General features: G+C 47.3%; 28 protein-coding genes and 1 riboswitch. Of the genes, 17 read left to right on the forward strand and 11 right to left on the reverse strand.

Annotation, left to right across the window (positions count from 1 at the left end):
- Positions 1-157: 157 nt before the first annotated feature.
- A complete protein-coding gene (locus tag A8709_RS34445) occupies positions 158-325 on the reverse strand; it encodes a hypothetical protein (RefSeq protein ID WP_167357018.1) in 168 nt (55 codons plus the stop codon).
- Between the two features lie 193 nt (positions 326-518).
- Here A8709_RS34445 and A8709_RS06690 point away from each other — a divergent pair, with 193 nt between their 5' ends.
- A complete protein-coding gene (locus A8709_RS06690) occupies positions 519-1,094 on the forward strand; it encodes a pyridoxamine 5'-phosphate oxidase family protein (RefSeq protein ID WP_065851412.1) in 576 nt (191 codons plus the stop codon).
- On the opposite strand, the gene A8709_RS06695 is transcribed toward A8709_RS06690, so the two are convergent.
- Positions 1,082-1,657, reverse strand: a complete 576-nt coding sequence (locus tag A8709_RS06695; protein ID WP_065851413.1) for a TetR/AcrR family transcriptional regulator — start codon at positions 1,655-1,657, stop codon at positions 1,082-1,084. The genes A8709_RS06690 and A8709_RS06695 overlap by 13 nt on opposite strands.
- Before the next feature lie 169 nt (positions 1,658-1,826).
- Here A8709_RS06695 and A8709_RS06700 point away from each other — a divergent pair, with 169 nt between their 5' ends.
- Positions 1,827-2,774: a ketopantoate reductase family protein gene (locus tag A8709_RS06700; RefSeq protein ID WP_065851414.1), complete on the forward strand. Its 948-nt coding sequence runs from the start codon at positions 1,827-1,829 to the stop codon at positions 2,772-2,774.
- Positions 2,775-2,869: 95 nt separating this feature from the next.
- On the opposite strand, the gene A8709_RS06705 is transcribed toward A8709_RS06700, so the two are convergent.
- Positions 2,870-3,262, reverse strand: a complete 393-nt coding sequence (locus A8709_RS06705; protein WP_065851415.1) for an acyl-CoA thioesterase — start codon at positions 3,260-3,262, stop codon at positions 2,870-2,872.
- A 523-nt stretch (positions 3,263-3,785) separates the two neighbouring features.
- Here A8709_RS06705 and fumC point away from each other — a divergent pair.
- The gene (gene fumC, locus A8709_RS06710) at positions 3,786-5,174 is read left to right on the forward strand and encodes a class II fumarate hydratase (RefSeq protein ID WP_065851416.1); all 1,389 of its coding nucleotides are present in this window, start codon (positions 3,786-3,788) and stop codon (positions 5,172-5,174) included.
- Positions 5,175-5,907: 733 nt separating this feature from the next.
- A complete protein-coding gene (dgoD, locus tag A8709_RS06715) occupies positions 5,908-7,056 on the forward strand; it encodes a galactonate dehydratase (protein ID WP_065851417.1) in 1,149 nt (382 codons plus the stop codon).
- A gap of 88 nt (positions 7,057-7,144) precedes the next feature.
- Here dgoD and A8709_RS06720 read toward each other — a convergent pair whose 3' ends face one another.
- Positions 7,145-7,558, reverse strand: coding sequence for a hypothetical protein (locus A8709_RS06720; protein WP_065851418.1), 414 nt, complete (start codon positions 7,556-7,558; stop codon positions 7,145-7,147).
- Between the two features lie 13 nt (positions 7,559-7,571).
- Positions 7,572-7,922, reverse strand: a complete 351-nt coding sequence (locus tag A8709_RS06725; RefSeq protein ID WP_065851419.1) for a YtxH domain-containing protein — start codon at positions 7,920-7,922, stop codon at positions 7,572-7,574.
- Positions 7,923-8,152: 230 nt separating this feature from the next.
- Here A8709_RS06725 and A8709_RS06730 point away from each other — a divergent pair, with 230 nt between their 5' ends.
- The 4 genes from A8709_RS06730 (at position 8,153) to rsbW (A8709_RS06745) (ending at position 11,476) form a co-directional block, all read left to right on the forward strand.
- Positions 8,153-9,289, forward strand: coding sequence for a PP2C family protein-serine/threonine phosphatase (locus tag A8709_RS06730; protein WP_065851420.1), 1,137 nt, complete (start codon positions 8,153-8,155; stop codon positions 9,287-9,289).
- A 124-nt stretch (positions 9,290-9,413) separates the two neighbouring features.
- Entirely contained in the window at positions 9,414-10,622 is a 1,209-nt protein-coding gene (locus tag A8709_RS06735; RefSeq protein ID WP_065851421.1) for a glucose-1-phosphate adenylyltransferase, read from the forward strand.
- Between the two features lie 78 nt (positions 10,623-10,700).
- Positions 10,701-11,033 (forward strand): STAS domain-containing protein, encoded by a 333-nt coding sequence (locus A8709_RS06740; protein WP_065851422.1) that lies wholly within the window; start codon positions 10,701-10,703, stop codon positions 11,031-11,033.
- Positions 11,030-11,476: an anti-sigma B factor RsbW gene (gene rsbW / locus A8709_RS06745; RefSeq protein ID WP_065851423.1), complete on the forward strand. Its 447-nt coding sequence runs from the start codon at positions 11,030-11,032 to the stop codon at positions 11,474-11,476. The genes A8709_RS06740 and rsbW (A8709_RS06745) overlap by 4 nt, the downstream gene beginning before the upstream one ends.
- A 28-nt stretch (positions 11,477-11,504) precedes the next feature.
- Here the strand turns inward: rsbW (A8709_RS06745) and A8709_RS06750 are convergent, their stop codons facing one another.
- On the reverse strand, positions 11,505-11,963 hold the full coding sequence (locus A8709_RS06750; RefSeq protein WP_065851424.1) for a Dps family protein: 459 nt from the start codon (positions 11,961-11,963) through the stop codon (positions 11,505-11,507).
- Positions 11,964-12,130: 167 nt separating this feature from the next.
- Here A8709_RS06750 and A8709_RS06755 point away from each other — a divergent pair, with 167 nt between their 5' ends.
- The 8 genes from A8709_RS06755 to A8709_RS06785 all read left to right on the forward strand — a co-directional run bounded on the left by A8709_RS06755 (position 12,131) and on the right by A8709_RS06785 (position 19,069).
- Positions 12,131-12,589, forward strand: coding sequence for a DUF948 domain-containing protein (locus A8709_RS06755; protein ID WP_065851425.1), 459 nt, complete (start codon positions 12,131-12,133; stop codon positions 12,587-12,589).
- Positions 12,590-12,624: 35 nt separating this feature from the next.
- Entirely contained in the window at positions 12,625-12,975 is a 351-nt protein-coding gene (locus A8709_RS06760; protein ID WP_244163117.1) for an STAS domain-containing protein, read from the forward strand.
- Entirely contained in the window at positions 12,972-13,418 is a 447-nt protein-coding gene (gene rsbW / locus A8709_RS06765) for an anti-sigma B factor RsbW (protein WP_065851427.1), read from the forward strand. Before A8709_RS06760 ends, rsbW (A8709_RS06765) begins: the two co-directional genes overlap by 4 nt.
- Complete coding sequence (locus A8709_RS06770; RefSeq protein WP_065851428.1) at positions 13,415-14,188, forward strand: sigma-70 family RNA polymerase sigma factor; 774 nt, start codon at positions 13,415-13,417, stop codon at positions 14,186-14,188. The genes rsbW (A8709_RS06765) and A8709_RS06770 overlap by 4 nt, the downstream gene beginning before the upstream one ends.
- A gap of 96 nt (positions 14,189-14,284) precedes the next feature.
- Entirely contained in the window at positions 14,285-17,086 is a 2,802-nt protein-coding gene (locus tag A8709_RS06775; protein WP_065851429.1) for a CHASE3 domain-containing protein, read from the forward strand.
- Complete coding sequence (locus A8709_RS06780) at positions 17,056-17,949, forward strand: CheR family methyltransferase (RefSeq protein WP_084224736.1); 894 nt, start codon at positions 17,056-17,058, stop codon at positions 17,947-17,949. The genes A8709_RS06775 and A8709_RS06780 overlap by 31 nt, the downstream gene beginning before the upstream one ends.
- Before the next feature lie 496 nt (positions 17,950-18,445).
- Positions 18,446-18,610, forward strand: a complete 165-nt coding sequence (locus tag A8709_RS33565) for a DUF1328 domain-containing protein (protein ID WP_084224737.1) — start codon at positions 18,446-18,448, stop codon at positions 18,608-18,610.
- Positions 18,611-18,679: 69 nt separating this feature from the next.
- Positions 18,680-19,069 carry a YflT domain-containing protein gene (locus A8709_RS06785; RefSeq protein WP_065851430.1) on the forward strand — a complete coding sequence of 130 codons (390 nt, stop codon included), beginning with the start codon at positions 18,680-18,682 and terminating at the stop codon, positions 19,067-19,069.
- A 144-nt stretch (positions 19,070-19,213) separates the two neighbouring features.
- Here the strand turns inward: A8709_RS06785 and A8709_RS33570 are convergent, their stop codons facing one another.
- Together A8709_RS33570 and A8709_RS06795 are read right to left on the reverse strand one after the other, a co-directional pair.
- Positions 19,214-19,414 carry a cold-shock protein gene (locus tag A8709_RS33570; protein ID WP_081787428.1) on the reverse strand — a complete coding sequence of 67 codons (201 nt, stop codon included), beginning with the start codon at positions 19,412-19,414 and terminating at the stop codon, positions 19,214-19,216.
- Between the two features lie 65 nt (positions 19,415-19,479).
- Entirely contained in the window at positions 19,480-19,680 is a 201-nt protein-coding gene (locus A8709_RS06795) for a cold-shock protein (RefSeq protein ID WP_028555458.1), read from the reverse strand.
- Positions 19,681-19,903: 223 nt separating this feature from the next.
- Positions 19,904-20,000: riboswitch (purine riboswitch) on the forward strand.
- A 62-nt stretch (positions 20,001-20,062) separates the two neighbouring features.
- Between A8709_RS06795 and A8709_RS06800 the strand changes: the two genes are divergently transcribed.
- Positions 20,063-21,424: an 8-oxoguanine deaminase gene (locus tag A8709_RS06800; RefSeq protein WP_065851432.1), complete on the forward strand. Its 1,362-nt coding sequence runs from the start codon at positions 20,063-20,065 to the stop codon at positions 21,422-21,424.
- Positions 21,425-21,496: 72 nt separating this feature from the next.
- On the opposite strand, the gene A8709_RS06805 is transcribed toward A8709_RS06800, so the two are convergent.
- The 3 genes from A8709_RS06805 to A8709_RS06815 all read right to left on the reverse strand — a co-directional run bounded on the left by A8709_RS06805 (position 21,497) and on the right by A8709_RS06815 (position 25,324).
- On the reverse strand, positions 21,497-23,098 hold the full coding sequence (locus tag A8709_RS06805) for a copper amine oxidase N-terminal domain-containing protein (protein ID WP_065851433.1): 1,602 nt from the start codon (positions 23,096-23,098) through the stop codon (positions 21,497-21,499).
- Between the two features lie 175 nt (positions 23,099-23,273).
- Positions 23,274-23,654 carry a hypothetical protein gene (locus A8709_RS06810; RefSeq protein WP_084224720.1) on the reverse strand — a complete coding sequence of 127 codons (381 nt, stop codon included), beginning with the start codon at positions 23,652-23,654 and terminating at the stop codon, positions 23,274-23,276.
- A gap of 113 nt (positions 23,655-23,767) precedes the next feature.
- Positions 23,768-25,324, reverse strand: coding sequence for a copper amine oxidase N-terminal domain-containing protein (locus A8709_RS06815; RefSeq protein WP_065851434.1), 1,557 nt, complete (start codon positions 25,322-25,324; stop codon positions 23,768-23,770).
- Positions 25,325-25,422: the final 98 nt, after the last annotated feature.

Genomic DNA, 25,422 nt, shown 5'->3' on the forward strand with positions numbered 1-25,422 from the left:
GAAAGATGGGCGTTTGGTTCAACGTACTGACAGGATAACGCGTGATATCGCATAAAAAAAGCTCTCTCTTCGTCATGTACGAGGAGGGAGCTTTTCTTCATGAGGGTTCGTATGCAAAACATCAACGAATGCCTCGGATTTGTGTGACTGGAGCAGATTATTCCTGTGAGGAGGTTTCGTCGTCTTCGCTAGCGCTTGTTGTTGCGTTGGAAAGCAAGGATGACAATTCCTCTACCTGTTGCTTCGATTGGCTGTCTTCGGCATTCGCCTCAGCCGCATTAATCGCATGACTTACTACGTCGTCGCTACTGTTGTTTGTTGACATGGTACAATCACCTCCTCTATGTTTCAACTAGCTAAGTATCCCTCGGGTGATTGAAAACTATGCATACATAGTGCAATTTAATTAAATTGCATCCAGTTATAGGTATTTCCTATTATTCGTGCGTCAATTATGTATTTCACAAATAGAGAGATGAAGCGCATAATAGAAGAAAATGGAAGAGGATGTGTGCCAAATGGGAAAATCATTCGAAGCACTACTACCGGAGCATGAGGCTTTTATTGCGAAGCAGCATATTTTTTTCGTAGGATCAGCGCCCGTGTCCGCGGATGGACATGTGAATATTTCACCGAAGGGCCATGATGTGCTGCGCGTATTATCAACCAATCAAGTGGCTTACCTCGACCTTACGGGGAGTGGGAATGAAACCAGTGCACATCTTGATGAAAATGGCCGCATCACCGTCATGTTCATCGCCATCGAAGGTCCGCCGATGATTCTTCGGCTATATGGAAAAGGACGCGTTGCACTGCCAGGGTCCCATGAGTGGGAGCGGCTGGTGCCGAAGTTTAACATGCTGCCTGGGGCCAGGCAGATCATCGTTCTCGACGTCCATGAGGTGAAAACCTCCTGTGGCTTCAGCGTTCCCTTTTACACATATGAGGGTGAACGAAACACTTTGCAGAACTGGGCGGAAAAGCAAGGCGAGCAAGGGCTGCTTGATTATTGGCACAAGAAAAATATGACGAGCATGGATGGGCTGCCGACACCGATTGGCCAGAAGTTATCCACAGGTACTTACAATGGTTGAACTGGAGACGTTCGAGGAATCATCTGATTTAACTCAAGAAGCGTCCATAACTGATCCGTAATTTCCGCCGCTGAATAGGGCATCGCGTGGGTAAACCACCATTCAATGACACCGACTGTGGCTGAACTCAGAAATTGTACCAACACATCTGTGTGCAGCCCAAGGTCGTGATGGTTGGTTGTGATTTGTTCCTGAATGCCTTTTTCGAGCATGGCTTGCACACGATTTCTGAAAGGGGGAACCCCTTTGTTCGTCAGCAAAGTCGTATATAAAGAGGCATTTTTCTCCATTAATTCAAATGTACGAAGCAGCGAGTTCTTGGAGGGAAATAACTCCACGCCTTCGATGGGCATACAGCTTGCCATGAGTTGATCCAGATGTGTTTCGATACAGGCATCTAAGAGATCATATTTGTCCATATAATGCGAGTAAATGGTGCCACGATTGACATCAGCACGCTCCGCGATTTCGTTAATGGTGATCTTACTGAAATCTTTCTCCGCCATCAGACTAAGTAACGCCTTCATAATGGCTTCTTGGTTTTTTTTGATTCTTCTGTCCATGGCTGCGCCCATCCTTATATTTTTTAGACAATCGTGTGCCTGTTGTTGAAAAATCAACAAAATGACGGTAATTAGCGATTGATCCCAATCGAACCCGCTGATAGTCTTATTGTATTGAACAAACGTTCGAAAAACAACAAATGTTCAAAAAAGGCTGGAGGCTTTGACGATGAGAATATTAGTTTTTGGAGCGGGCGTTTTAGGCAGTTATCTTGCTCATTCGCTCGTGCGTGGGGATAACGATGTCACCGTGCTAGCGAGAGGTAAGCGAGCTGAACAGCTGGAGCGTGACGGGCTAGTTATTCGCCATTATTTTCAGCGTAAAACGACAGTGGATAAGGTTAAAGTCATTCGTGCACTGCAACCTGATGATACCTACGATCTCATTTTTGTGGTGATGAAATATAATGATTTCCCGACCGTGTTATCGATACTAGCTGAGAATGAGAGCAGCAATATCGTGCTTGTTGGCAATAATGCGGATGCGCATGGCATGCAAAGGTTTCTTTTAGAAAATAGTCAGGGTACCAAAAATGTTGCTTTCGGTTTTCAGTTAAGCGGTGGGATTAGAGAGGCTAGTGGTCGCATGATCTGCATCCGCGGAGGCGGGCAAATGGTGCTGGGGAGTCTGAACGGAGAGATACCTTTTAAGGCTCAGCTGGAACGTGCTTTTAAGCAGGCTAAGTATAAATTGACCTATGAGGCAGACATGGACGCTTGGCTGAAGAGTCATATCGTTCTGATTGTCGCAATGAATGCGATTCTCTATCTGAACAACGGTGATGTGAAAAAGGTAGCGAAGAACAAGAAGCACCTTAAGCAAGCGATCTCTGCGATGGTTGAAGGTTTTGCCATGTTGGAGAAACTGGGCTATGCCTTAATTCCCGCTGGTCAGGCTAAAATGATTCGTAAATACCGATACGCGGTCTATCTCGGACTGAAATTGTATCATCGGTTACCCTTTGCCAAATTGGTGGATGGGTCCTATGCGGAGATTGTGGCTTTGCTGGACTCTTTCGATCCTTTGAAGCGGCAAGCCATGCTGCCCATGCCTAATTGGGATGAGCTGGAACAACAATCAGTTGCCAAGTTTAAACGCGAGCGTTCATCGTTATAAAATGAAAAGACAGCCAGAGACATCCATTACGGGTGACTTTGGCTGTTTCATTAACTTTAGCAGGGCCAGGAAGGTTGTAGCTGCGCTCACTCGGCTTAGGCAAATTGCTTCCGTAACGCCTCCGGCGCCTCCCGACTCGTACGCGTAGTGCTGTCCATTGTCACACTGGTGACAAGCGCATCCGCACAGAGGTCGCCTTGTTCATTACGAATTTCTTGCTGAAGGACGTAGCTGGATCGGCCAATTCGCTCAGGACGACAGCTAACGGTTAAGTGCTCGCCTTGTTTGCATTCTTTTTTATAATTAACGTTAATATTGACAGTCACGGTTTGAATGCCGAGTGCGCCAAATGTCTCGTAAGAAAGCGCGCAGGCCTCATACCATTCCTCACGTCCCCATTCGAGGTACTCCAAATATTTGGCATTATTCACATGACCATTGACATCAATCTCTGTGGAGCGGACGATGATCGGCAGTTTGGTTTCCATAAGGTAGGTCTCCTTCTCCTTTATAGGCTAAATCGATCTAAAAAATTCTCACAAATTGTTGAACCCATTCAGTGGACGTATTGCAAGTTGTATTTCATGCAGCATTATCGTTAGACAAACGATTAAACGGGAGTGAATGTTGTATCTTGTACAACAATAATGGCTGAAGTTCTCCTGAAACCCCAAAACTGTCTCATTCATGCTGTAAGAAATACAACATTCGTCCGCATATAGCTATATTCGAAGCATAATGTTGTACAACATACAACTTGGGTTTTAGGAGAGATCAGGTAGTGTCAGGGAGTTACAAGTAGACCATACTGAGAATAGCTGAAGTTGTAGTTGTTAGGTGAAAATGTCCATTTTCCTCATTATAGCTCTTCACTCGCTTAGATAACCAGTCACGACTCATAAGGCTCCAACATTTGGGGAAACTATGCGTTGCTTGTTAGTAGTTTGAAATGGACCAAGTAGGGGTACTATTCATCAGAAGATGAAGGCTGACCAATAGAGGAGGAAACGTATGACACAAGAATACCGGATGGAGCGCGATACCATGGGGGAGATCAGAGTACCTGTGGATAAGCTATGGGGGGCACAGACCCAGCGCAGTTTTGAGAATTTTAAAATTGGCACGGAGCGAATGCCGCCGAGGCTGATTAGTGCTTTTGCGCAGCTCAAAAAAGCAGCCGCTCACGTCAACCGCGACCTAGGCGGCTTGCCGCCGGAGAAAGCGGAGGCGATCTCGCAGGCCGCCGATGAAATCGTGCAAGGCCGCTGGAACGACGAGTTCCCGCTCGTCGTCTGGCAGACGGGCAGCGGGACGCAGTCGAACATGAACGTCAACGAGGTGGTCGCCCACCGAGGCAATGAACTGCTCGGGGAGGGCGCTGCGCGCATCCATCCCAACGATGACGTGAATCGTTCGCAGAGCTCGAACGATACGTTCCCGACCGCGATGCACGTAGCCGGCGTCGTCGCGGTGGAGCAAGAGCTGCTGCCTGCGCTCGAATTGCTGCAGGCAACGCTCCACACCAAGATGACGGCCTTCGCCGACATCGTTAAGATCGGCCGCACCCACCTGCAGGATGCCACCCCGCTGACGCTGGGGCAGGAGATCAGCGGGTGGTGGGCCATGCTCGACAACACGGCGCATATGGTGCGCAACGCCGTCGACACGATGCGCGAGCTCGCGATCGGCGGCACCGCCGTCGGCACGGGGCTGAACGCGCATCCCGAATTCGGCGCCCGCGTCGCCGAAGCCTTAACCCGCGAGACGGGCACACGTTTCGTCTCGGCCGAGAACAAGTATCATGCGCTGACCAGCCATGATCAGATCGTTTACGCCCACGGCGCGCTGAAGGCGCTGGCGGCGAACTTGATGAAGATAGCCAACGATGTTCGCTGGCTATCGAGCGGCCCCCGCTGCGGAATCGGCGAAATCACGATTCCGGAGAACGAGCCCGGCAGCTCGATTATGCCGGGTAAGGTCAACCCGACGCAGAGCGAAGCGATGACGATGGTCGTGTGCCAGGTGATGGGCAACGATGCGGCCATCGGCTTCGCCGCTAGCCAAGGCAATTTCGAGCTGAACGTGTTCAAGCCCGTGATCATACACAACTTCCTGCAGTCCGTGCGGCTGCTGGCGGATAGCATGCGCTCGTTCAACGACCATTGCCTCGCGGGAATGGAGCCGAATCGCGCGGTGATCCAGCGCAATCTGGAGCAATCGCTCATGCTGGTCACGGCGCTCAACCCGTATATCGGGTATGAGAAGGCCGCCAGCATTGCGAAGCAAGCGCACAAAGAGGGGCTGACACTGAAGGAGTCAGCGGTGCGAAGCGGCCATTTGACCGCAGAGCAGTTCGACGAGTACGTCAAACCAGCGGATATGGTGCATCCGAAGGCATAAAGGGTAGGCAGCAGTTGCTTGACGACTGCTGCCTATTTATTTGCATGTATGGGGAGATTCGCCCTGAGATGGAGATGAAGCTAGTGCGTGGATCTGAGTAGGTGGCAGTGTGAGGATAGGGGGACCTGACGGGTCAGTGTCTTTGCAATTTGAGCGAATTGTAGGCAGACATTCATACAGGAATGGTGTAATAGGGAGGAGAAACCTACTCCTACACATGTTCACTGCTGTGAATCATATAAGCCATCCACATGTGCGTATTCGCTCGAAATTTCCCGAAATCAGAGGAATAAGCACTTGCAGCGTGCGTATTCCCAAGAGATCACCCTCACCGGCGACAGTATGGGGCGAATAAGCACTCATGATGGTCCTATCTCCCGCAAGCCCCCGCATTTGTCTGTAATAAGCCCTCACGGAGGTCCTATCTCCCGCAGCCCTGCATTTATCTGCAATAAGCCCTCATGGAGGTCCTATCTTTCCGCAACCCCCCCATTTATCTGTAATAAGCACTCACGGAGGTCCTATTTCCCGCAAGCCCTGCATCTATCTGCGATAAGCCCTCACGGAGGTCCTATCTCCCACTCGCCCAAGCACTACCAGCCATAAGCACTCAACACGTGCTTATACGACAATTCTCCCTTCGCCCAGAAGGAACATGCCCACCCCATAGCGAAAATCAGAGTGATTATTGCTGGATTCCGCATGTCATCCTAGGCGCGAAAGGACGATTGAGATGAAGATTACGAAGTTGGAACTGTTTAAGGTGCCACCACGCTGGTTATTTCTGAAGATCGAAACGGATGAAGGTATTTCAGGATGGGGCGAGCCCATTGTGGAAGGCAAGGCGGATACTGTCGCGGCGGCCGTCACGGAGATGAGCGATCTCATCATCGGCAGGGATCCGATGCGGATTGAAGATCTGTTTCAAGTGCTGTACCGCGGTGGGTTTTACCGGGGCGGACCGATACTAACAAGTGCGATCTCGGGCATCGAGCAAGCACTCTGGGATATTAAAGGCAAGTTCTATAACGCGCCTATTTATGACTTGCTGGGCGGCGCTTGCCGCGACCAGACACGGGTCTATTCCTGGATCGGCGGAGACAGGCCTAGTGATGTGGGGCAGGCTGCGAGGACACAGGTCGAAGCGGGATTCACTGCTGTGAAGATGAATGCGACAGAGGAGCTGCATTACATCGACTCCTTGAGCAAAGTGGATGCGGCTATCGCTCGTATTGCGGCAGTTCGCGAAGCCGTAGGGCGAGATGTGGGCATCGGGATTGATTTCCACGGCCGCGTACACAAGTCGATGGCCAAAATCATCGTCAAAGAGCTAGAGCCCTTCCGGCCGATGTTCATCGAGGAGCCTGTATTGCCTGAGAATAACGAGGCGTTGCGGGAGATAGCTCGCTATACCTCTTGCCCAATTGCAACCGGGGAGCGTATGTATACCCGCTGGGGATTCAAGGAACTGCTCGCCCAAGGCTACGTCGACATTATCCAACCGGACGTTTCCCATGCTGGCGGCATTCTGGAAACACGCAAAATCGCCGCCATGGCAGAGGCTTATGACGTTGCGCTTGCACCGCACTGTCCGCTGGGCCCGATTGCATTGGCAGCGTGCCTGCAGTTGGATACCTGCTCGCCCAATGCGTTCATCCAAGAGCAAAGCCTAGGTATTCACTATAACAAGGGCAGTGATTTACTGGACTATTTGAAAGATCCTGCCGTATTTCAATATGAGGCCGGCTTCGTCCGAAATCTGACAGCGCCAGGTCTTGGCATTGAAATCAACGAAGCGAAGGTTCGAGAAATGGCGGCTATCGGCCATCAATGGAAAAATCCGCTCTGGCGTCAAGAAGATGGCACGGTAGCCGAGTGGTAATAGGGCGCTAGCCAAAAGAAAACACCTAATTCCCATCAGGAATTAGGTGTTTTCTCCTTCTATCAACCCGGCTACAATTGCCGTCATTCTACTGAATTGGATCGGGAATCAGATCAATCTCGAGAAGCTCGCTGTTGGTTTTCATATGTTTCATTTCATTCCCAAGCTTTTTCATCTCACCGATATCCTGGGCCATGGACCCGTTATTGGCATCTTCCAATGATTTACCTGTTGAGCCGTTACATAGCTGCTCGAGTTCTATCAGTTTATCTAGAGCAGCCCGGCGAACTTGAAGCGGTACGAAGGTATTCCCTTCGAAATCCGCATCATGGAAGTGCACAGTGGTGTTACCATGTTCAGAGGTTAAGGTTTTTAACGTTAACGGATAGGCAACGGAGGTGGCCCCGTTATAGATATCAATTCGGTACACGGATTTCTCCAAGTATTCGATTCGTTCTAATCCAAGGTCCGTAAGCTGGCGATGCAGGGTAATCTTATCCATTGGAACCTCTCCCTTAATTTTTTTTATCTACAATTTCTGCCGTTTTTTGGCTGACATAATCGGCAATCGATTTTGATGTATCACTCACGGAGGAGGCAATCTCCTCTGTTTTATTACTCATTTTGGATGCGATGTCCTCCGTTTTATCACTTATTTTGGAGGTAACCTCATCTGTCTTTGAACATAAGGTAGAGGCAATCTCGGTTGTTTTATCCTGCCATGTGCGATACATACTCCAGATATTCTTACGCAGCTTCGCTCCTGTTTGAGGAGCTATTAGTAAGGAGGAGACAGCACCGATGGCACCGCCAATTACAAGACCTACCCATAATCCGCCTTTATTCGTTTCAACTGTTTCATTCATACGTCATCTCTCCTTTTAATCAAGTATAAGGTAACGAGCTCTCTTACTTGTTTGTACCCTGCTAGCGAAATGTTGAAACAGGAACACGATAAGTTTCTAACTATTTGCAAAATTCCCCCCAGTCTGGTTGAATTGTCTCAGCTAGGGTTATAGGATAGTAGGATAGACGATTGGAAGTAGATTCTGGCGTTGCCTACTATTTTACTTATTTACCCGAAAGGGGTTAGCGTATGAGTATCGTGATTGTGGATGATAATGCAACGAATTTATTAATCATTGAAAAGATTTTGAATAAAGCTGGTTATGCAGATTTAATTGCCGTCTCCTCAGCTAAGGAACTCTATAACGTGTTAGGTATGGATGTATCCGACGAGGTGGAAGTAACCGTTGACCTCATTCTCATGGATATGATGATGCCGGAGATCGATGGGGTCGAAGCGTGCCGTACGGTGCAAGCCGATGAGCGGTTCAAGGATATTCCTATTATTTTCGTAACGGCGATGGGGGATTCGAATAAGCTGGCGGAAGCGCTGGATGCGGGAGCATTGGACTACGTCATGAAGCCCATCAACAAGGTGGAGCTGCTTGCCCGAATTCGTTCTACGCTTCGCTTGAAATATGAGAAGGATTGGCACAAAGAGCGAGATAAGCGGATCAAATATGAGCTTGATTTGGCTAAACAGATTCAATTGAGTGTGCTTAGCAGTCCGCTGAAGAATGATCATATCGAAATTTCAGCTGTGTATAAGCCTTCTTCTGAACTTGCGGGTGATTTCTATGCGTGGTACCCGATAGGTCCTCACCGGTATGGCATTATTTTGCTGGATATGATGGGACATGGCATCTCTTCTTCGCTCGTGTGTATGTACATCTATTCTGCATTGAAGGATACGATCACGGGGGTTTGCGAGCCGATTCGTGTTATGCAGGAGTTAAATCGGCGAATGAATCAGCTGCATATCACGGATAGCTTGATTAATTATTATTTTACGGCGATCTACATGGTTCTTGATACGGAGAAGCGTACGATCGATTATGTGAACGCGGGACATCCCGCTGGCGTTGCGTTGCTGGATGGTAAAGTGGCGTTGCTGACTGAAGGCTGTTGTGCGATTGGTTTTTTTGATCATATCGAAATTACCCAAGGTCATGCCACTTACGAGAAGCAAGCCCAAATTGTCCTATTTACGGATGGTTTAACGGAATGGATTGAGGATGAAGAGCATGACGGTATTGCTGAAATTATGGGCAGTCTCAAGGAACTGTCCACACATGATCCGGAAGGGCTGATTGAACGTATTGTTCCTTCTGCCAAAAGCGGTTCCCCGCAGGATGATATGTGCCTAGTGATGATTACAGCTCCATAAGCTTCTAACGCGCAAGTATATTCCCTCGTGGAGTAAACTTGCGCATTTTTGTTTCAATGTCACATTTTGCGTGTAAGAAGATGTAGGTAATGGAACCTATCTCGCACGAAAGGATGAGATGATGATGAGGAAGCAGGAATGTGTAGCGATGTTATTAGCTGGAGGTGAGGGCTCAAGGTTGAGTCCATTAACCAAGCATATTGCCAAGCCGGCCGTACATTTTGGCGGAAAATACCGAATTATTGATTTCTCTTTGAGCAATTGTCATCATTCAGGCATCCATACGGTTGGCGTACTGACGCAGTACAAGCCCGCCGCCCTTCATGCCCATATTGGAAATGGGGAAACGTGGGGAATGGCGAGCGATCAAGGCGGACTCTCTATTTTGGAAAGAAAAGAGGGCGCACCTAATGCTTATTTGGGTACGGCTGATGCGATTTATCAGAACGAAGCGTTCATTCAATCTTACGATCCCGCCTATGTGTTAATTCTTTCGGGCGATCATATTTACAACATGGACTACCGAGCCATGCTGGCCCATCATCAAGCAACAGGCGCTGTGGCTACGATTGCTGTTACGCCTGTTCCGATGAAGGAAGCAAGCCGATTCGGTATTATCAGCACGGATGCGGAGCACCGGATTACCGATTTTGCGGAAAAGCCTAGTAAGCCAGCAAGTCATTTGGCTTCTATGGGCGTTTATCTTTTTAATTGGGACATGCTTCAAAAGGTCTTATTGCAGGATGCGGCCGATGGGACCTCAAGCCATGATTTTGGCCATGATATCATCCCTCAGCTGTTAGCTGCTGGCGAACATTTATCCGCTTACCCGTTTGATGGCTATTGGAAGGATGTCGGTACCCTGGCTAGTCTATGGGAATCGCACATGGATATACTGGGATATACCCCTCAGCTGGAATTGGAATCCGAGCAATGGTCTGTTATGACGCCCAAGCGATACGAGGCCAATGGCTACGTTGGGATCAATGCTAGAGTGAATAATGCTTGGATTAGTGACAGCAGTCGAATAGAGGGTAATGTTAGTCATTCCGTCGTGTCGGATGGGGTGAGTTTGGGGGCGCATAGCAGGGTAATCAACAGTGTGATTATGCCCGGTGTCCAAATTGGCAAGCATGCACAAGTCCTTAATGCCATCGTTGGCGAGGGTGCAATCATTAAGGATGGCGCCATTGTAGGAAATCTAGGCGATACTAGCATTACGGTCATCCCGGAGAAAACGGTGATCGGAAGACATTACGCTGCTCAGGTGGCGGTACCCGGCAGGCGTCATAGAGGACAAACCGGATTGGTTAGCGAAGGGTACCGTGCGTAGCGCAAATCGCAAGATGAACTTGTATAAAGGTGCATGACTTGTTACTATTTAGGAAATGACGAATAGGGAGTGTGGCTCATGTCAACGGACAAATTCCAGGTAGATCAAGAAGAATCGGAGAATACGATACAGCTTCATGTTCGTGGGGAGTTAGATTTGGCAGCGGCGCAAGCATTCCGTCAAGTACTGGAAGCTGTTATTCATCGGGAAGACAAAGAACTTATCTTTAATTTGAGGCAGTTAACTTATATCGATAGCACTGGCATTGGCATTGTGGTCTCTACATTGAAGCTTCGTGATGAGCTGAAGGCTCCATTCGCTGTGCGGGACATTCCGGCAGGCATTAGAAAGCTTTTTGACCTGACGGGCATTTCGGGATTTCTCAAAGAAGGGGTCGAAGGCAGCGCATGAACGTCATTCGCTTACACATCCCTGCAGCGGCGGAATATTTAGAAATCGTCAGGCTCAGCTTATATGGGACAGCGACGAAGCTGGGTTTCTCTTATGAGGATATCGAAGATATGAAAGTAGCCGTGTCCGAAGCTTGTACAACGGCGATTCTTCATGCAGAGCCAGGAGCTGAAGCGGGACATATTGATATCAGCTATGAGTTGGGCGATGATTGGCTGCGAGTAACAGTAAAAGATAGCGGTGTAAGCCATGAGGCTTACGCCTCTGAGCAGCAAACGGGACCTTACACAGGCACAACACCAAGCGAACTCAATGCAGATCGTCTTGGTGTTTATCTCATGGAGGCGTTGATGGACGAAGTAGAGATGACTACATCGGACGAAGGAACTGAAGTTACGCTAGTTAAATATTTACAAAGCAAAAACCACGGAATGACGGAGTAACCGCCAAACCGTGGTTTTCTTGTACTTCCTATTTGCCAAGATAAGCAGCGAGCATCCAGCTGTGTTTCTCCAAAGATGATCGAATGGTGATCAGCATATCAGCAGTAGGTTGATCTTTCTGATCCTCAGCCAATTGAATGCCTTCAGTCAACTCTGAGCACAGCAGCGTGAAGTCGTTAACGAGCTGTTCGACCATGACCTTACCATCTGTAGATTGCTTAGCCTCCTTAATGGAAGCCATGTTGAGATGCTCCTGCAGGGAAGCAGTCGGGATGGCACGAAGAGAAAGCATTCTCTCAGCGATGGTATCAAGATGAAGCGTGGTCTCCGTGTACAACTCTTCAAATTTTACATGCAGCGTAAAGAAATGTTCACCTTTCACATACCAATGAAAATTATGTAACTTCATATAGAGTACTGAGAAGTTAGCCACCTGTTTGTCGAGCACGTCAGTTAATGAACTTGCTTTTGTTGTAGTGTTAGCCATGAGAATCCCTCCAATTATTGTTGTGATTGTGTATATACAACTAAAATACCCTGATTGGCGCTGTTTGAAACAGAGAAATCTTATTGAAAAATAGTTCCGCATGTGGTGTTTCATTTGTCCTCAACAAGGGTAAAGAAGAAGTAATCAAGCTAATTGGGGGGATTATCATGTTACTTCAAATAAGTGCAATCGTCGTAGCTATTGCCTTTGTGTTCCTTGTCTTCTATTTGATTCAAACCTTAAAATCACTGAAACATTCTCTTGATGAGATAACGTCAACCATGGGTCAAATGAAAGATGAAATAACTGACATCACCTCGGAAGTGAAGGATGTGCTGCTCAATACGAATGAAGTTGCGATTGATATGCGTATGAAGCTATCGAATCTGAATCATTTGTTTGGCTCTGTTCAAGATGTGGGTCAAGTACTTCATGAACTATCTTCTTCCTTTAAGCAATCAGCTTCGGGCTTCATATCCGCTATCAAGCAGACGGGGAAGCCTAAACCGAGCCAATCACGAAGTGATAAATGGCGATCAATCCTCAAAGGCGTGGCCATTTCTCTGGATATATGGGATGGTATCAAAAGTAAAAAAACATCACCACAGACGGGTGCGATGAAATAGAAAGGGGTAATCACATGAACGCGATACGTAAATTCATGTTTTATAAACATTCTAATGGGGAAGAGAACAGAATCTATTTAAGCGGGGAGCTCGATCTCTCGGCTGCTCCTTCCCTAGCTGCTGTATTGGATACCGTGGTAAGAAAAAAAGATGAGGCGTTTATTTTAGATTTGAAAGAATTAAAATATATCGATAGTACGGGTATCGGGCTAATCGTGTCTGCCATCAAAGTCAGGGCTGCCATGAATGCCTCGTTCCAAATCGATCATATTCCAACGAAGGTAAGACGGTTATTCGAAATTACCGGGGTTTCCAGTTATTTGGATGACAAAGGAAGTTTACAAACAAATCAAGACATAAGCGAAAGGGAAGAACAAATCATATGAGCCCATACATCGGATTGACCATACCTGCACAAGCGGAATATTTAGATATTGTTCGACTAACTTTATACGGCGTTGCTACCAAGGCGGGCTTTTCATTTGAAGATATTGAGGATATGAAGGTAGCCGTTGCTGAGGCTTGCAACAATGCGATCCTGCATGCATATCGGGACGGTGAACTAGGTACAGTAGAAATTCAGTTTGAGCATGGTGATGGTTATATGAAAATAGCCGTGAAGGATGAAGGAAACAGCTTTCATTACGTGCAAACAGAACCTGAAGAAGTGACCTTACATCACAAATCAATCAGCGAAGCTACGGTAGGCGGATTAGGCCTCTTTCTGATGCAAGCATTAATGGATGACGTGCAGGTGCATGCACGAGGAGGTCAGGGCACTGAGGTTATCCTTACTAAGCAGCTGACAAGAAAAGAGGAGATGGTATGAACAGAAGAGCTTCAGCCTCTTCCTCTGATCCTTTATATGATATCTACGAAAAGAAAAAGATTTACCGGGAAACAGGATGCCAAGAGGCGGCAACGGAACTTCTCCTGCACTATGAACCGATTGTTCGGATGGCTGTAGGTAAGATGTCACGAAGCCGTCCAGATCTATATGAAGATCTTTTTCAAGTGGGTCAGATGGCATTGCTGAAACTATTTGTGCAGTATGACCGCACGATGGAGGTACCTTTTGAAGGGTATGCCATGAAGAGCATTATCGGACATCTCAAGAATTATTTACGCGATAAATCCTGGTACATACAAGTTCCTCGGCGTATTAAGGAAAAGGGTGCGCAAGTTCAGCGGGCTCTGGACGAGCTGACCGTTAAGCTGGAGCGTTCTCCGAATGTAGATGAGATTGCGGCTTACCTGGAGCTGAGCGCGGAAGAAACGATTGAGATCCTTGCAGGGCGTGATTATTACCACTACACGTCGCTAGATACCCCGCTAACGAGTGAAGGGGAGGGAGCAACGATCGGCGATATGCTTGCAGGAACCGCGGATGACTATCAGGACTTGGAGAGACGAATGGATCTGGCCGAAGCCATGGATAGTTTGAAGGAAGATGAGCGAGCGGTGATTGGCCTCATTTATCAGGAAGGTCACTCCCAGCGTCACATTGCTGATCAGCTCGGTATTTCTCAAATGAGTGTCTCCCGTATTCAGAAGCGAGCCATAACGAAGCTGAAGTCAGTCTTAACCCAGCACTTGTAAAGCTTACCTTCACGTGAGAGATGGTAAATGTGGTATAGTAGGTTAGTAGAATGTATACTTACATTTGCTACCAACTGTGCTAGGAGGCTTTTCGCCATGTTGCCAACCATCCAATTGAAAATTAAACCCAAAATTATACTAGGCTATATCTCCGTTCTTATTTGTCTGGGGTTAGCGCTTATGGTCGTGAGCAGTCGAGTGACTTCACTCCAGGGGGAAGTCAGTTTTATTTCTTCGCATGATATTGAAGTGCATGATCAGGTAAGCAGCCTGCAGAAAAGTGTGCTGGATATGGAAACGGGTATGCGCGGCTATGTCATAACAGGGGAAGACCAATATTTAGAACCCTATACGGCAGGTAACCGTTCCTGGCAAGATACGTATAATAAGGTTCATCAGCTCGTTAGCGATAACCCATCACAAGTGCAGAATATCGAGAGTATTAAAGATACGATTGAGGATTGGCTGGATACGGGTGGCGCTAATGTCATTCGGATGAAAAAAGAAAACAATGTGTCTGGACTTAATGAATTTTTCAAGCAAAATGCAGGCAAACAACTGATGGACCAACTTCGCACACAGTTTGACTCTTTTCTCGTGACGGAGAAGAAGCTGACAACGAAAAGAGTCCAGCAAATCGCCCAAAGCAACTATAATTTGCGGGTTGTTCTTTATACGATATTAGGCCTTATTTCCATTATTGCAGTTATTGTGGCATTGATTCTGTCGAATTCGATTACTAGGACCATCGGGCAGGTCACCCAGATGATTCGGGACATTACGGCTTCAGAGGGGGATCTGGCTTCTCGCATCGAAGTGAAAACGAATGATGAAATTCGCGTTTTGGCCGAGGCTACGAATGAACTGTTAGCAAGCTTGGAGAAGCAAAGTTGGATTCAGACGAGTATTACTGAAGTCTCTACGCTGTATCAAGGTATTCGCGATGTGACTGCGCTGAGTGAAGCGTTCATTCATAAGATCGCGCCTATGTTAGACGCTAGCTACGGTGTCATTTATTTACGGCAGAACGAAGGCGGACAAACTAGTTATGTGAAAATAGCGGGCTATGCAGCCTTCGGACAGGACCACGCGGTGGCGAGCTTTCAGCTAGGCGAAGGTTTGGTGGGACAATGTGCAGTTGATAAACGCATTTTCCTTATGGATAATCTGCCTGATAATCATGTGAAAATCACATCGGGCTTAGGGATATCGACGCCGACCAGCTTACTAGTGGCACCAATTCTAGTCGAGGGAAGAGCGGAAGCCGTTATTGAATTAGCGGCCTTAAAGCAATTCCAATCGAAGCATTTGACGTTAATTGATTCGCTGCAAGAGAAATTCGGGACAGCCATCACGAGTGTTCGTAGTCGGATGGAGGTTGAGCGTCTGCTGTCGGAATCGCAAATTCTGACCGAAGAGCTGCAAGTGCAATCCGAGGAGCTTCAGACACAGTCGGAAGAACTTCAGATGCAGCAGGAGCAGCTGCGGATGACGAACGAGTTTCTGGAGGAGCAGAACCATTTTGTCGAACAGAAAGCGGTGGAACTCGAGAAAGCCAAAGACGAGCTCGAAGAGTATTCGCTGCAACTAAAGACCAGCTCGCAATACAAATCCGATTTCTTGGCGAATATGTCGCATGAATTACGAACACCGCTGAATAGCATCATGATTCTTTCGCAAATGCTAGCTGAGAGCAACGGTGACTTGCAAATGTCCGAGGTTGTGGAGTACTCGCGCGTAGTAAATACGGCGGGGCATGATCTGCTCTCCTTGATTGATGATATTTTGGATTTGTCCAAAGTAGAGGCTGGCAAAATCGAGATTGTGTCCGAAGAAGTGAATGTCACAGAGCTTCCACAGTTGATGCAGTTGATGTTCGCTCCTATTGCGGCGAAGAAAAAGCTAATCTTCGAAGTCATTCTTGAGCCCGATGTGCCGTCGGTCATCTTAACAGATGGGCAGCGGTTGCAGCAAATTATAAAAAATCTATTGTCGAACGCATTTAAATTCACGGAAAATGGTTCTGTCTCTATGCGTATTGCACTTGCGGAATCGATGCGTATCAAAGAGCTTCTGCATCGAAATCCAGAGGAAACGGTGCTTGCGATCTCCATCAAGGATACGGGTATAGGTATTCCAATTGATAAGCAGCAAATCATATTTGAAGCGTTCCAGCAGGTAGATGGCACAACGAATCGTCAATATGGCGGAACAGGCCTTGGTTTATCGATATGCCGTGAATTTACACGATTGCTGGGCGGTACCATCGCTGTGAAGAGTGAACTAAATGTCGGCAGCACGTTCACGCTCTATATCCCCAATGGAAAAGAAACGGAATCTTTCCTCACAGACGAGACGTTTACGCAAGATCAAATTGCTGCAACGAGTGAGTTTGCGAACAGGATTGTACACGACGAAGCGGAGATTCCGGAGAGACGGCCATCTACAGTAGCAACGCTATATACAGAAGAACCCATAGAAGTTCCGATCAGCGGAGATGCTCAGCTATTCCTTGGCAAAAAAATACTGCTCGTCGATGACGATGCTCGCAATGTTTTCGCGTTGGTGAGTGCATTGGAAATGAAGGGTGTTATCGTTGAGGTGGCCGATCATGGCAAGGATGCATTAGATATTCTGAGAGCAAAGTCAGATTATGACTTGGTGTTTATGGATATTATGATGCCGGTTATGGGCGGCTATGATGCGATGAAGGAAATACGCCAAGGGCTGGGCCTGCGTGATATGCCGATCATTGCACTGACAGCGAAGGCCATGAAGGGTGAGAAAGAGAAGTGTTTGGAAGCAGGTGCTTCTGACTATATTACGAAGCCGCTCCAGATGGAACAGCTATTCTCGCTCATGCGGGTATGGCTGACGAAGCAGGTGAAGAAGCATTGACACGCGAGTTCGAGGATGGATTGTCGGAGTTTGAAGAGCTGCCAATCGACGAGCGGCAAAATGTTGAAATCAATCTGTTCCTAGAAGGTTTGTATCAGATGTACGGGTTCGATTTCCGGCATTATGTACGCTCCTCCTTGCGCAGGCGCATCTTGAATCGCATGAAGATGGAGAAGCTGCCGACAGTTACGGCACTTCTAGAGAAAGTGCTGCATGAACCGAGGTTCGTTGATAAGCTGTTGGGCGATTTATCAATTCGTGTTACGGAAATGTTCCGAGATCCTAGCTTTTTCAGTGCTTTTCGCACGCAAGTGGTACCCGAGCTTCGCGCGCATTCCGAAATTCGTATTTGGCATGCCGGTTGTGCAACGGGTGAAGAAGTATATGCGATGGCGATTCTCATGCAGGAAGAGGGTCTAGCCGAGAAGACGAAGATCTATGCGACCGACATGAATGAGAAAGCGATCGAGACGGCGCAACGCGGAGCTTTTCCGCTGAAGCAGATGCAGACCTACACCAAAAATTATTTGGAATCCGGGGGCACCAAGGCTTTCTCGGAGTACTACACCACGGATCATCAATACGCATATTTTCAGCCGATGATGAAAGATAACATGATGTTTGCTCAGCATAATCTCGTCACGGACGGTTCCTTTAATGAGTTCCACGTCATCCTGTGCCGTAATGTGATGATCTACTTCGATCAGCAGCTGCAGCAGCAGGTTCATTGCTTGTTTCATAGCAGCTTGACCCCGCGAGGATTTTTGGGACTGGGTAAGAAGGAATATATCCTCCATATGCCTGAGGGCTTGCAGTATGATGAATTCATACCGCAGGAGCGCATATATCGTAAGAAAGCGTAGCTGGCGTTATAGAGACTATCAACCACCTTCCTTGTGAGGGTGGTTTTTTCGTAGGCTTTGGGGCCGCCGCGGTTTGAAGAGCGGGAATCGAGCTCAAGCTGTGAGAGCCGGGCGGTAGGCTCGGGAATGGGGCTAAGGCCAGCGCGAGCACTGTAACGCCCGAAAAAGGCGTTACGGAATAAGCAGCTCAACGCGGACTAGCCCGTAACGCCCAAAAAGGGCGTAACAGCGGTGAATAATCGCCGAAACCCAATTGTGCGAGCACTGTAAGGCCCGAAAAAGACGTTACGGCATAAGCAGCCCAACGCAGACTAGCCCGTAACGCCCAAAAAGGGCGTAACAGCGTCGAATACCCGCCGAAACCCGACCGCGCGAGCACTGTAAGGCCCCAAATTGGAGCTTATGCAGCCCTCCATTGTTTCATCCTTAGATCATGTGGGTAATAGATGTCATAGCAAGATGAACAAGATCTAAGAGGAAGAGAGAGGTGTTGGATATGTTAGGTTGGGCAGTGATGTTTCTAATTATTGCGCTTGTAGCAGGTGTTTTCGGATTCTTTGGGATTGTCTCAACAGCAGTAGGCATCGCGAAAATTTTGTTCTTCGTCTTCCTGATTATGTTTGTTGTATCCTTAATTTTTGGCAGACGAAGAGGCATCTAGAACGTAGCAGCTAACTTCCGGGTAACACAGATTCACCCAATAAAACCCCATTGACGAGGAGGAATTACCATGAGTACGTATACCAGAGTAAGTGTGACATCAAGTCTTGAAGATACGCAGAACAAAGTGCACGAACTGCATAACGAGGGCTTTAAAAAGGATCATATTTATGTTCTGACACATAGTGCTGATGGTACAGATTACGTCGCGGAGCATACGGGTGCAGAGCAAATTACGATGGCCGAAGAAGGCTTGTTTACATCGATTGCTAATCTGTTCCGATCACGTGGTGATGAACTGAAAGCGAAGATCATGGCGCTCGGCGTGCCTGAAGAGGAGTCGGCGAGACTCACAAATGAGCTGGAATGGGGAAAAATCCTTGTGCTAGCCACACCTGAGTTAAAAGAGGATGATACCTTGTTGATGTATCAAAGCAATGTATTTCAGCCGCCTTATTAAGTGGCAGTAAAACCTACTATAGGGATCTTTGGCCGGGACCAAAGTCTATCCATTTATCAATGCTGTCGCTCACGCTGTAAGTATCTCAAACAAAGCAAAAGCCCCAGATCTCCTCAATGGAGACATGGGGCTTTTGTACGGGTTTCATCGCCTGCTGCTTGTGTTCGATAAGGTGGGGAGCATCTTTAAATCCTTGACCATGGATGAATTGCAAATCGGACATGCGGGACTATCGGCGAATGAAAAGTTATCTCTCATCCAGCAAGAGCACTGATCGGTGCTACAGGTCCAGATGCTGGTTTGTTCTTCCGGTACTGGTTCCAATGATTTTTTTGAAAAGTACAATCGAACTCCTCCTTGTCATAATAGACTCTGACGCGCAAGCAGTTAAAGCAATATGTGAGGAAGGACTACAGCTTGACTACATTTTCAGCTTGCGGTCCGCGGTTACCTTGAACAACTTCAAATTGCACACGTTGGCCTTCATCCAAGCTTTTGAAACCTTCCCCAGTAATGGCGCTGAAATGTACGAATACGTCATTACCGCCTTCCATTTCAATAAAACCAAAACCTTTTTCTGCGTTAAACCATTTTACCGTACCTGTTTCCATGTGTTCATAAACCTCCAACGATAATTTGTACCTGCGCATTCCATCATCGGACCCTATACGTTCCGAAGAGCTTGTTAGTCATTAACGCAGCTCTGATAATATATCCAATATCAGGGAAGCTTATTCCAATTTTCTGAAAAAACTTCATAGTTACTTTCAGATGGCAATGCCTCTTGACGTTTCTTTACCTAGTGCTCTATACTAATCCTAAATTTAACAAAAGTTTTACGACAATTTCATAGTTCGTATAACCTCGATAATTTGGTTCGGGGGCTCTACTGGGAACCTAAATCCTAACTACGAACACAATATATGCGTATATATTGTGTTTGTGGTTAGGATTTTTCGCGTTCCCTATTTTTATTTTAGGAGGCTGAGGGAAATGAGTTCAATCTTAATTCAAAACGCCAAGGCAATTGTCACGGTGGACACACAAGATCGGGTGCTGGAGCAGGCGGACCTCCTTATCGAGGGAAATCAAATTGTAGCTATAGGGAAGGACATATCGCCCAAAGATTCTGCTACGCGGATCATCGATGCCACGAACATGTTCGTTTATCCCGGCCTCATTAATGTGCATCATCATCTGTATCAGACATTTACACGCAATCTGCCGCAGGTGCAGAAGCTGGAGCTGTTCGATTGGCTTCGCTATCTGTATGAAATTTGGAAAGGGATAACGCCGGACGCAGTCTACCATAGCTCACTGACGGGGATTGCCGACTTGATGAAGAATGGCTGTACGACCGTTTTTGACCATCATTATGTCTTCCCGGAGCAAAATAGTGCCAACTTCATCGACAAACAATTTGAAGCGGCCGATCGTCTTGGTATCCGCTTCGTAGCTTCACGCGGGTCGATGACGCTGGGGAAGGATCATGGCGGATTGCCGCCGATGAGTGTTGTGCAAGACATCAACACGATCCTTACGGACAGTGAGCGGCTCATCGACCTCTACCACGATGCGAGCGCAGGCTCGATGAGGCAGGTTGTGCTCGCTCCCTGCTCGCCGTTCAGCGTATCCGCCGACATCCTGCTGGAATCTGCGAAGCTCGCCAGAGCCAAGGGCGTGAGACTGCACACGCATCTCGCTGAGACGAAGAACGAGGAAGCCTATACGCTCGAACGATTCGGCATGCGGCCACTTGCCTATATGGAGAGCTTAGGCTGGCTCGGCTCCGATGTATGGTATGCGCATGGCATTCATTTCAACGATGCCGAAATGAAGCTGCTCGCGCAAACAAAGACAGGCGTTGCCCATTGCCCAATTTCCAATATGAAGCTGTCCTCTGGCATCGCCAGAGTCCCGGAAATGTTGGAAATGGGCATTCCTGTCGGTCTCGCCGTCGATGGAAGTGCTTCGAACGATGGTTCGAATCTGCTCGAGGAGCTGCGCGTGTCGTATCTGCTGCATCGTTTGCAATCCAGCGCTCAGGCGCCGACGGGTTACGATCTACTAAAAGTAGCGACACGAGGCGGAGCGGAGATCTTGGGCCGATCGGACATTGGCTCCCTAGAAGCAGGCAAATCCGCGGACTTGTTCATGGTCCGCGTCGATCAGATCGACGCCGTGGGTACACATACGGACGCCAAGTCGTGGCTCGGCACGGTGGGGCTCAAACGCGCCGTCGATTACACCATCGTCAATGGCCGGATTGTTGTAGAGAACGGCAGATTAACCGGCGCCGATGAGGAAAAGCTCTTCACGGCATGTCAGGCTTCGTACGAACGCTTCATTCAGTAGGCATAGCAAAAGCGCGCTCCCTTGGCCGTATGGCCAGGGAAGCGCGCTTGATCAGCTTGCTTTGGATAAAGATTAGTTGCGAGAAATCGTTACACTTTGTGTAGCTTCATCATAACTGACTGTGCAGCCTAGCTGCTCCGCAATAAAGCGAAGCGGAACGAAAGTGGAACCGTTCTTCAGGATAGCTGGGCTAACCAGCTCGACAGAAACGCCATTCACACTAGCTGTGCGACTGCCAAGCGTTAAAATGATCGTTTTTTCGCTAAGCGGATCAACGATTGTGATCTGCTGTGCCGCGGCATTCCAAGTGACTTGCGCACCGAACTGTTCAGAAATAAAGCGGACAGGCAGCATGGCAATCTGCTCTTCATTAATGAATGGGTGAGAGGCATCCCATGGGTGCAGTTCAGTTTCGCTTTGATTAAGTAAGAGGTGAATATCCTTCTTAGCGATTTGGAAATCTTGGCGAAGGAGGGAATAAGCCTTCGAATTTTTATCAAAAAGCGTTAGCAAGGAACTGTTATCGAAGGAATCCATAGAAGCTTTCTGAGTTCCTTTAGAAATATCAATGGTACGTGCTGTAACCGGTTGATTAATGTGCCACAGTTCTGTTGTAAATGTTAAACGGATGCCCTCTATACCAGGACTACTAGCATCGACTATCGGTGCGGTCAATTCTACGTTCATCTTACGAATTTGCTTATCCATATCGATGAATAGGTCGGTTTTGAGCGAAGCTTTATCCGTGAAAAAAGCTGCTTGCTGTGGATCGGATACAGAAGAGAAAGTACTCTTCATTTGTTTATCCCAGTCTTTCAGGGTACTGCCAATCAGCTGTTGAAGCGTGGTATAGATGAACTCGACAGCTAATGTGCGATTTTCCAAGTAAGGCATAAACATATCGGACATTGCTCCGCTAGACGTATCATCTTTCGCTGTAGTTGCTTTCATTTGTTCTTGAATCAAAGGGAATAGCGCATCGTAGAGCTGGCCGATTAAATCCTTCAACCCTTTTTCATCTGCAAGAATATTGGTCATAAATGTTTTGAGCAGTGCTTCGAGTTCATTGCCGAAGATTTCGATGTGAGCTTTTTGTAAACCCATTGTTTCGTTATGTATGGTCTCGGAGACAGAAGACACAGTGAAATGCTCGGGATTCGGTGCGTTCGTAATGAAAAATTTCATGATAGCTGGAAGCATTTGTTCCGTTTTTTGCATAAAAAGTTGTTGTTGGTCACCAGAAGCTAAAGCGGTCGTAGGCAGCCCCGTTTGCGCCTCGCTGAGATCAAAGGAGATTGGCTTCTTCGCACCTTCAATTTGAATCACAAGCTGGGTCCCATTGGTCGTTAGCAGGAAGGGAATCGATCCTTTGGCATAGGTGAGGGAACCTTCAACGGATACGTGTTGTTGATCTTGCATCACGATACTTGTTAGATCAATCTTCATATCTTTCAAAACATCAATGATACGCTTCTCGTCCGCGGACAGGCCGTCTGTGTTGCTTGTGAGAATGTCCAACTTCAGGGAACCACTGGATTCAGCGGAGTGGATTGTGGCGCTGTTTTGAAGCGCTTGTGCGACGTCTAGCCCTTGAATGGCCTGACAACCTGTTAATGTCAGCAGCATGATCACGAGCGCGGTGGATATCCACCAAGTTATTGTCTTTCTTTGCATCTACGAATCTACTCCTTAGTCATGTTTTCGCTAGTGAAAAATAGCAGTGATAGATTATACGCATACCAATAGGAAAAGATGCGCTTTGAATGGGAGAATTTCACAAACGAAGGCATGGAAATAAAAAACTCGCTCCCCTGGGCCCTATGGCTTGGAAGAGCGAGTTTTTGTCATTTTAGGCAAGCAGCAGGATAACTAACAGTTCGAATAACACTAGCGTGATGATTTGATTGTATTGTGCTGGTGTATAAATCGGTCTGTGTTGACCTTGATGGTGTCCTTGGTTATGTCCATGGTGCGTATCCACGTGAAGATATACGTGGTGTCCATCCGAATTAATCAACACGCCTTCATGTGTATGGCCATCAATCGTGGTAATACGGACTTTGTGGCCCATATGTGGATGAATAGCATGCATGAGCGTGTCTCGTTTTTGCCTCATCATGTGCTGGTAGTTGCCATCTGCTTGGTAAAGGACGTGGTGTCCTTGATTTCCTTGATGACCTTGACCGTATTGACCTTGTGGCCCCTGTGGATGCATGGGGTTCGTATACATAAACGTTCACTCCTTCTCGTACGACTGCTTGGCGCAGTAGGCGTTGTGCCTAGTTTCCATACTAGACTATGCAGCCGTACAAAAAGGGTGATTGCCCATGCGTAATTTAACGCTTAGTCACGGTGGATCGTAACGACACGTGTGTCATCATTGAAGGAAACGATGCAGCCAAGCTGCTCAGCAATGAAGCGAATCGGTACGAAAGTCGAATTGTTGGACAGCGTCGCTGCACTCTCGAGCTCAGGAGCGGCAGCACCGTTTACCGTGGCATTTTTGCTATCCAGCGTAAGGAGGATCGTTTTCCCTGTAACATAATCTGTAATCGTAACTTGTCGTAGATCCCCATTCCAACCGACCTCAGCCCCAAGCTGCTCGGATACAAAGCGCACAGGAACCATCGTTTTGCCATTTGCATCAATAAATGGTTGTGGCGCATCGTCCGTAGCACCAGATCCGTCAGTCGCCATATTCACATCTTTTTTCGTCACGTGCAGATCATCTTTCAACATCGTGTACAATGTGGATTGTTTATCTTGATTCGCAAGTAATTTGTAGATTGATGTTGCATCAAGGCCAAGTTGAAGCGCGCCAGATGTATTAATCGTGCTCGCTGTTATTGGCTTATTTAAATTCCAGGTTTCATTTGTATACGTAAGTTTGAGTGCAGAAGCACCCATCTTGGAGTCCGTAAGCGGGATATTCAACGCTAAAACTTGCTTGCGCACTTGTTTGTCCCCATCGATGTAAATATCGGCTTGCAGGGAGGAATTTGCACCAAACAGTTCCTTCGTTGGCAATAAGCCTGGTTTGGAAGCATCTGTTCCAGTAATTGAAGCAGTCAAGGAATCTGCAAAGCCTTTGATGTAATCATGAATAGGTGAGTAAACCACGCCAAGTGCAAGATCTTTGTTGGTGAGAAGTTTGAGCGTTATGCTATCATCACCTGCTTGAATTTGTTCTTGAATGACTGGTAATAGCGCGTCATAGAGTTGGCTGAGCACATCTTTCAAGCCTGCTTCGTCTGTAAGGACGTTAGCTAGAAGCTTTTGAAGAAGGGAAGCGAATTCAGTGCCGCTCATTTCCATGTGTGCTTTTTGCAAAGAAAGCGATTCGCCATTCACTGTGTCCGTAACCGGAGATACGGAAAGATTAGCAGGATTCGGTGTATTTCCTAGGAGAAGTCCGATAAGAGCTGGTTTAATCTCAAGAATTTTATTACCAAATTGATCTTGAATCGCCTTCGGCAGAAGCTTCATGAATGAAATATTAGAACCGCCTAGCAGGTCAATTACGATTGGCTTTTTCGCGCCAGTAATAGCGAGGTTGATCTTCGTACCTTCTAGTGCAACCGTGAAAGGAATCGATCCTTTACTGTAAACAATCGTACCATCGATAGAGGAGTGCTGATTGTCTTGCGTTTTTACCGCGAGCTCAACTTTGACATTTTGCAGGGCGGAAAGTGTTGCTTTGTCAGCTGCAGACAGCTTCGAGGTATCGCCAGGAACAAGCTCCAATTGCAGTGTGCCTTTCGACTCGGAAGATTTCACGCTAGCGCCATTTTGAATCGCTTTTGCCAAATCTAAACCTTGTATTGTCTGACAACCCGTTAGCGTCAACATCATGATCACCATTGCGGCAGAAATTAACCAAGTCCATTTCTTTGTGTACATGGGATAATCTACTCCTTAGTTTTAATAGAATAACGATAAGTCATCGAATGATTATACGCAAGAAATAAGAGAAGGATGCGTTTTGAGGTGAATTTCAT

Source organism: Paenibacillus pectinilyticus, assembly GCF_001700435.1.
In the GTDB taxonomy this organism is placed as follows: Bacteria; Bacillota; Bacilli; order Paenibacillales; family NBRC-103111; genus Paenibacillus_E; species Paenibacillus_E pectinilyticus.

Excerpts from the sequence above, each read along its gene's own strand:
- A8709_RS34445 (WP_167357018.1), bottom strand. The coding sequence starts at position 325 with ATGTCAACAAACAACAGTAGCGACGACGTAGTAAGTCATGCGATTAAT.
- A8709_RS06690 (WP_065851412.1), top strand. The coding sequence starts at position 519 with ATGGGAAAATCATTCGAAGCACTACTACCGGAGCATGAGGCTTTTATT.
- A8709_RS06695 (WP_065851413.1), bottom strand. The coding sequence starts at position 1,657 with ATGGACAGAAGAATCAAAAAAAACCAAGAAGCCATTATGAAGGCGTTA.
- A8709_RS06700 (WP_065851414.1), top strand. The coding sequence starts at position 1,827 with ATGAGAATATTAGTTTTTGGAGCGGGCGTTTTAGGCAGTTATCTTGCT.
- A8709_RS06705 (WP_065851415.1), bottom strand. The coding sequence starts at position 3,262 with ATGGAAACCAAACTGCCGATCATCGTCCGCTCCACAGAGATTGATGTC.
- fumC (WP_065851416.1), top strand. The coding sequence starts at position 3,786 with ATGACACAAGAATACCGGATGGAGCGCGATACCATGGGGGAGATCAGA.
- dgoD (WP_065851417.1), top strand. The coding sequence starts at position 5,908 with ATGAAGATTACGAAGTTGGAACTGTTTAAGGTGCCACCACGCTGGTTA.
- A8709_RS06720 (WP_065851418.1), bottom strand. The coding sequence starts at position 7,558 with ATGGATAAGATTACCCTGCATCGCCAGCTTACGGACCTTGGATTAGAA.
- A8709_RS06725 (WP_065851419.1), bottom strand. The coding sequence starts at position 7,922 with ATGAATGAAACAGTTGAAACGAATAAAGGCGGATTATGGGTAGGTCTT.
- A8709_RS06730 (WP_065851420.1), top strand. The coding sequence starts at position 8,153 with ATGAGTATCGTGATTGTGGATGATAATGCAACGAATTTATTAATCATT.
- A8709_RS06735 (WP_065851421.1), top strand. The coding sequence starts at position 9,414 with ATGAGGAAGCAGGAATGTGTAGCGATGTTATTAGCTGGAGGTGAGGGC.
- A8709_RS06740 (WP_065851422.1), top strand. The coding sequence starts at position 10,701 with ATGTCAACGGACAAATTCCAGGTAGATCAAGAAGAATCGGAGAATACG.
- rsbW (WP_065851423.1), top strand. The coding sequence starts at position 11,030 with ATGAACGTCATTCGCTTACACATCCCTGCAGCGGCGGAATATTTAGAA.
- A8709_RS06750 (WP_065851424.1), bottom strand. The coding sequence starts at position 11,963 with ATGGCTAACACTACAACAAAAGCAAGTTCATTAACTGACGTGCTCGAC.
- A8709_RS06755 (WP_065851425.1), top strand. The coding sequence starts at position 12,131 with ATGTTACTTCAAATAAGTGCAATCGTCGTAGCTATTGCCTTTGTGTTC.
- A8709_RS06760 (WP_244163117.1), top strand. The coding sequence starts at position 12,625 with ATGTTTTATAAACATTCTAATGGGGAAGAGAACAGAATCTATTTAAGC.
- rsbW (WP_065851427.1), top strand. The coding sequence starts at position 12,972 with ATGAGCCCATACATCGGATTGACCATACCTGCACAAGCGGAATATTTA.
- A8709_RS06770 (WP_065851428.1), top strand. The coding sequence starts at position 13,415 with ATGAACAGAAGAGCTTCAGCCTCTTCCTCTGATCCTTTATATGATATC.
- A8709_RS06775 (WP_065851429.1), top strand. The coding sequence starts at position 14,285 with ATGTTGCCAACCATCCAATTGAAAATTAAACCCAAAATTATACTAGGC.
- A8709_RS06780 (WP_084224736.1), top strand. The coding sequence starts at position 17,056 with ATGGCTGACGAAGCAGGTGAAGAAGCATTGACACGCGAGTTCGAGGAT.
- A8709_RS33565 (WP_084224737.1), top strand. The coding sequence starts at position 18,446 with ATGTTAGGTTGGGCAGTGATGTTTCTAATTATTGCGCTTGTAGCAGGT.
- A8709_RS06785 (WP_065851430.1), top strand. The coding sequence starts at position 18,680 with ATGAGTACGTATACCAGAGTAAGTGTGACATCAAGTCTTGAAGATACG.
- A8709_RS06795 (WP_028555458.1), bottom strand. The coding sequence starts at position 19,680 with ATGGAAACAGGTACGGTAAAATGGTTTAACGCAGAAAAAGGTTTTGGT.
- A8709_RS06800 (WP_065851432.1), top strand. The coding sequence starts at position 20,063 with ATGAGTTCAATCTTAATTCAAAACGCCAAGGCAATTGTCACGGTGGAC.
- A8709_RS06805 (WP_065851433.1), bottom strand. The coding sequence starts at position 23,098 with ATGCAAAGAAAGACAATAACTTGGTGGATATCCACCGCGCTCGTGATC.
- A8709_RS06810 (WP_084224720.1), bottom strand. The coding sequence starts at position 23,654 with ATGTATACGAACCCCATGCATCCACAGGGGCCACAAGGTCAATACGGT.
- A8709_RS06815 (WP_065851434.1), bottom strand. The coding sequence starts at position 25,324 with ATGTACACAAAGAAATGGACTTGGTTAATTTCTGCCGCAATGGTGATC.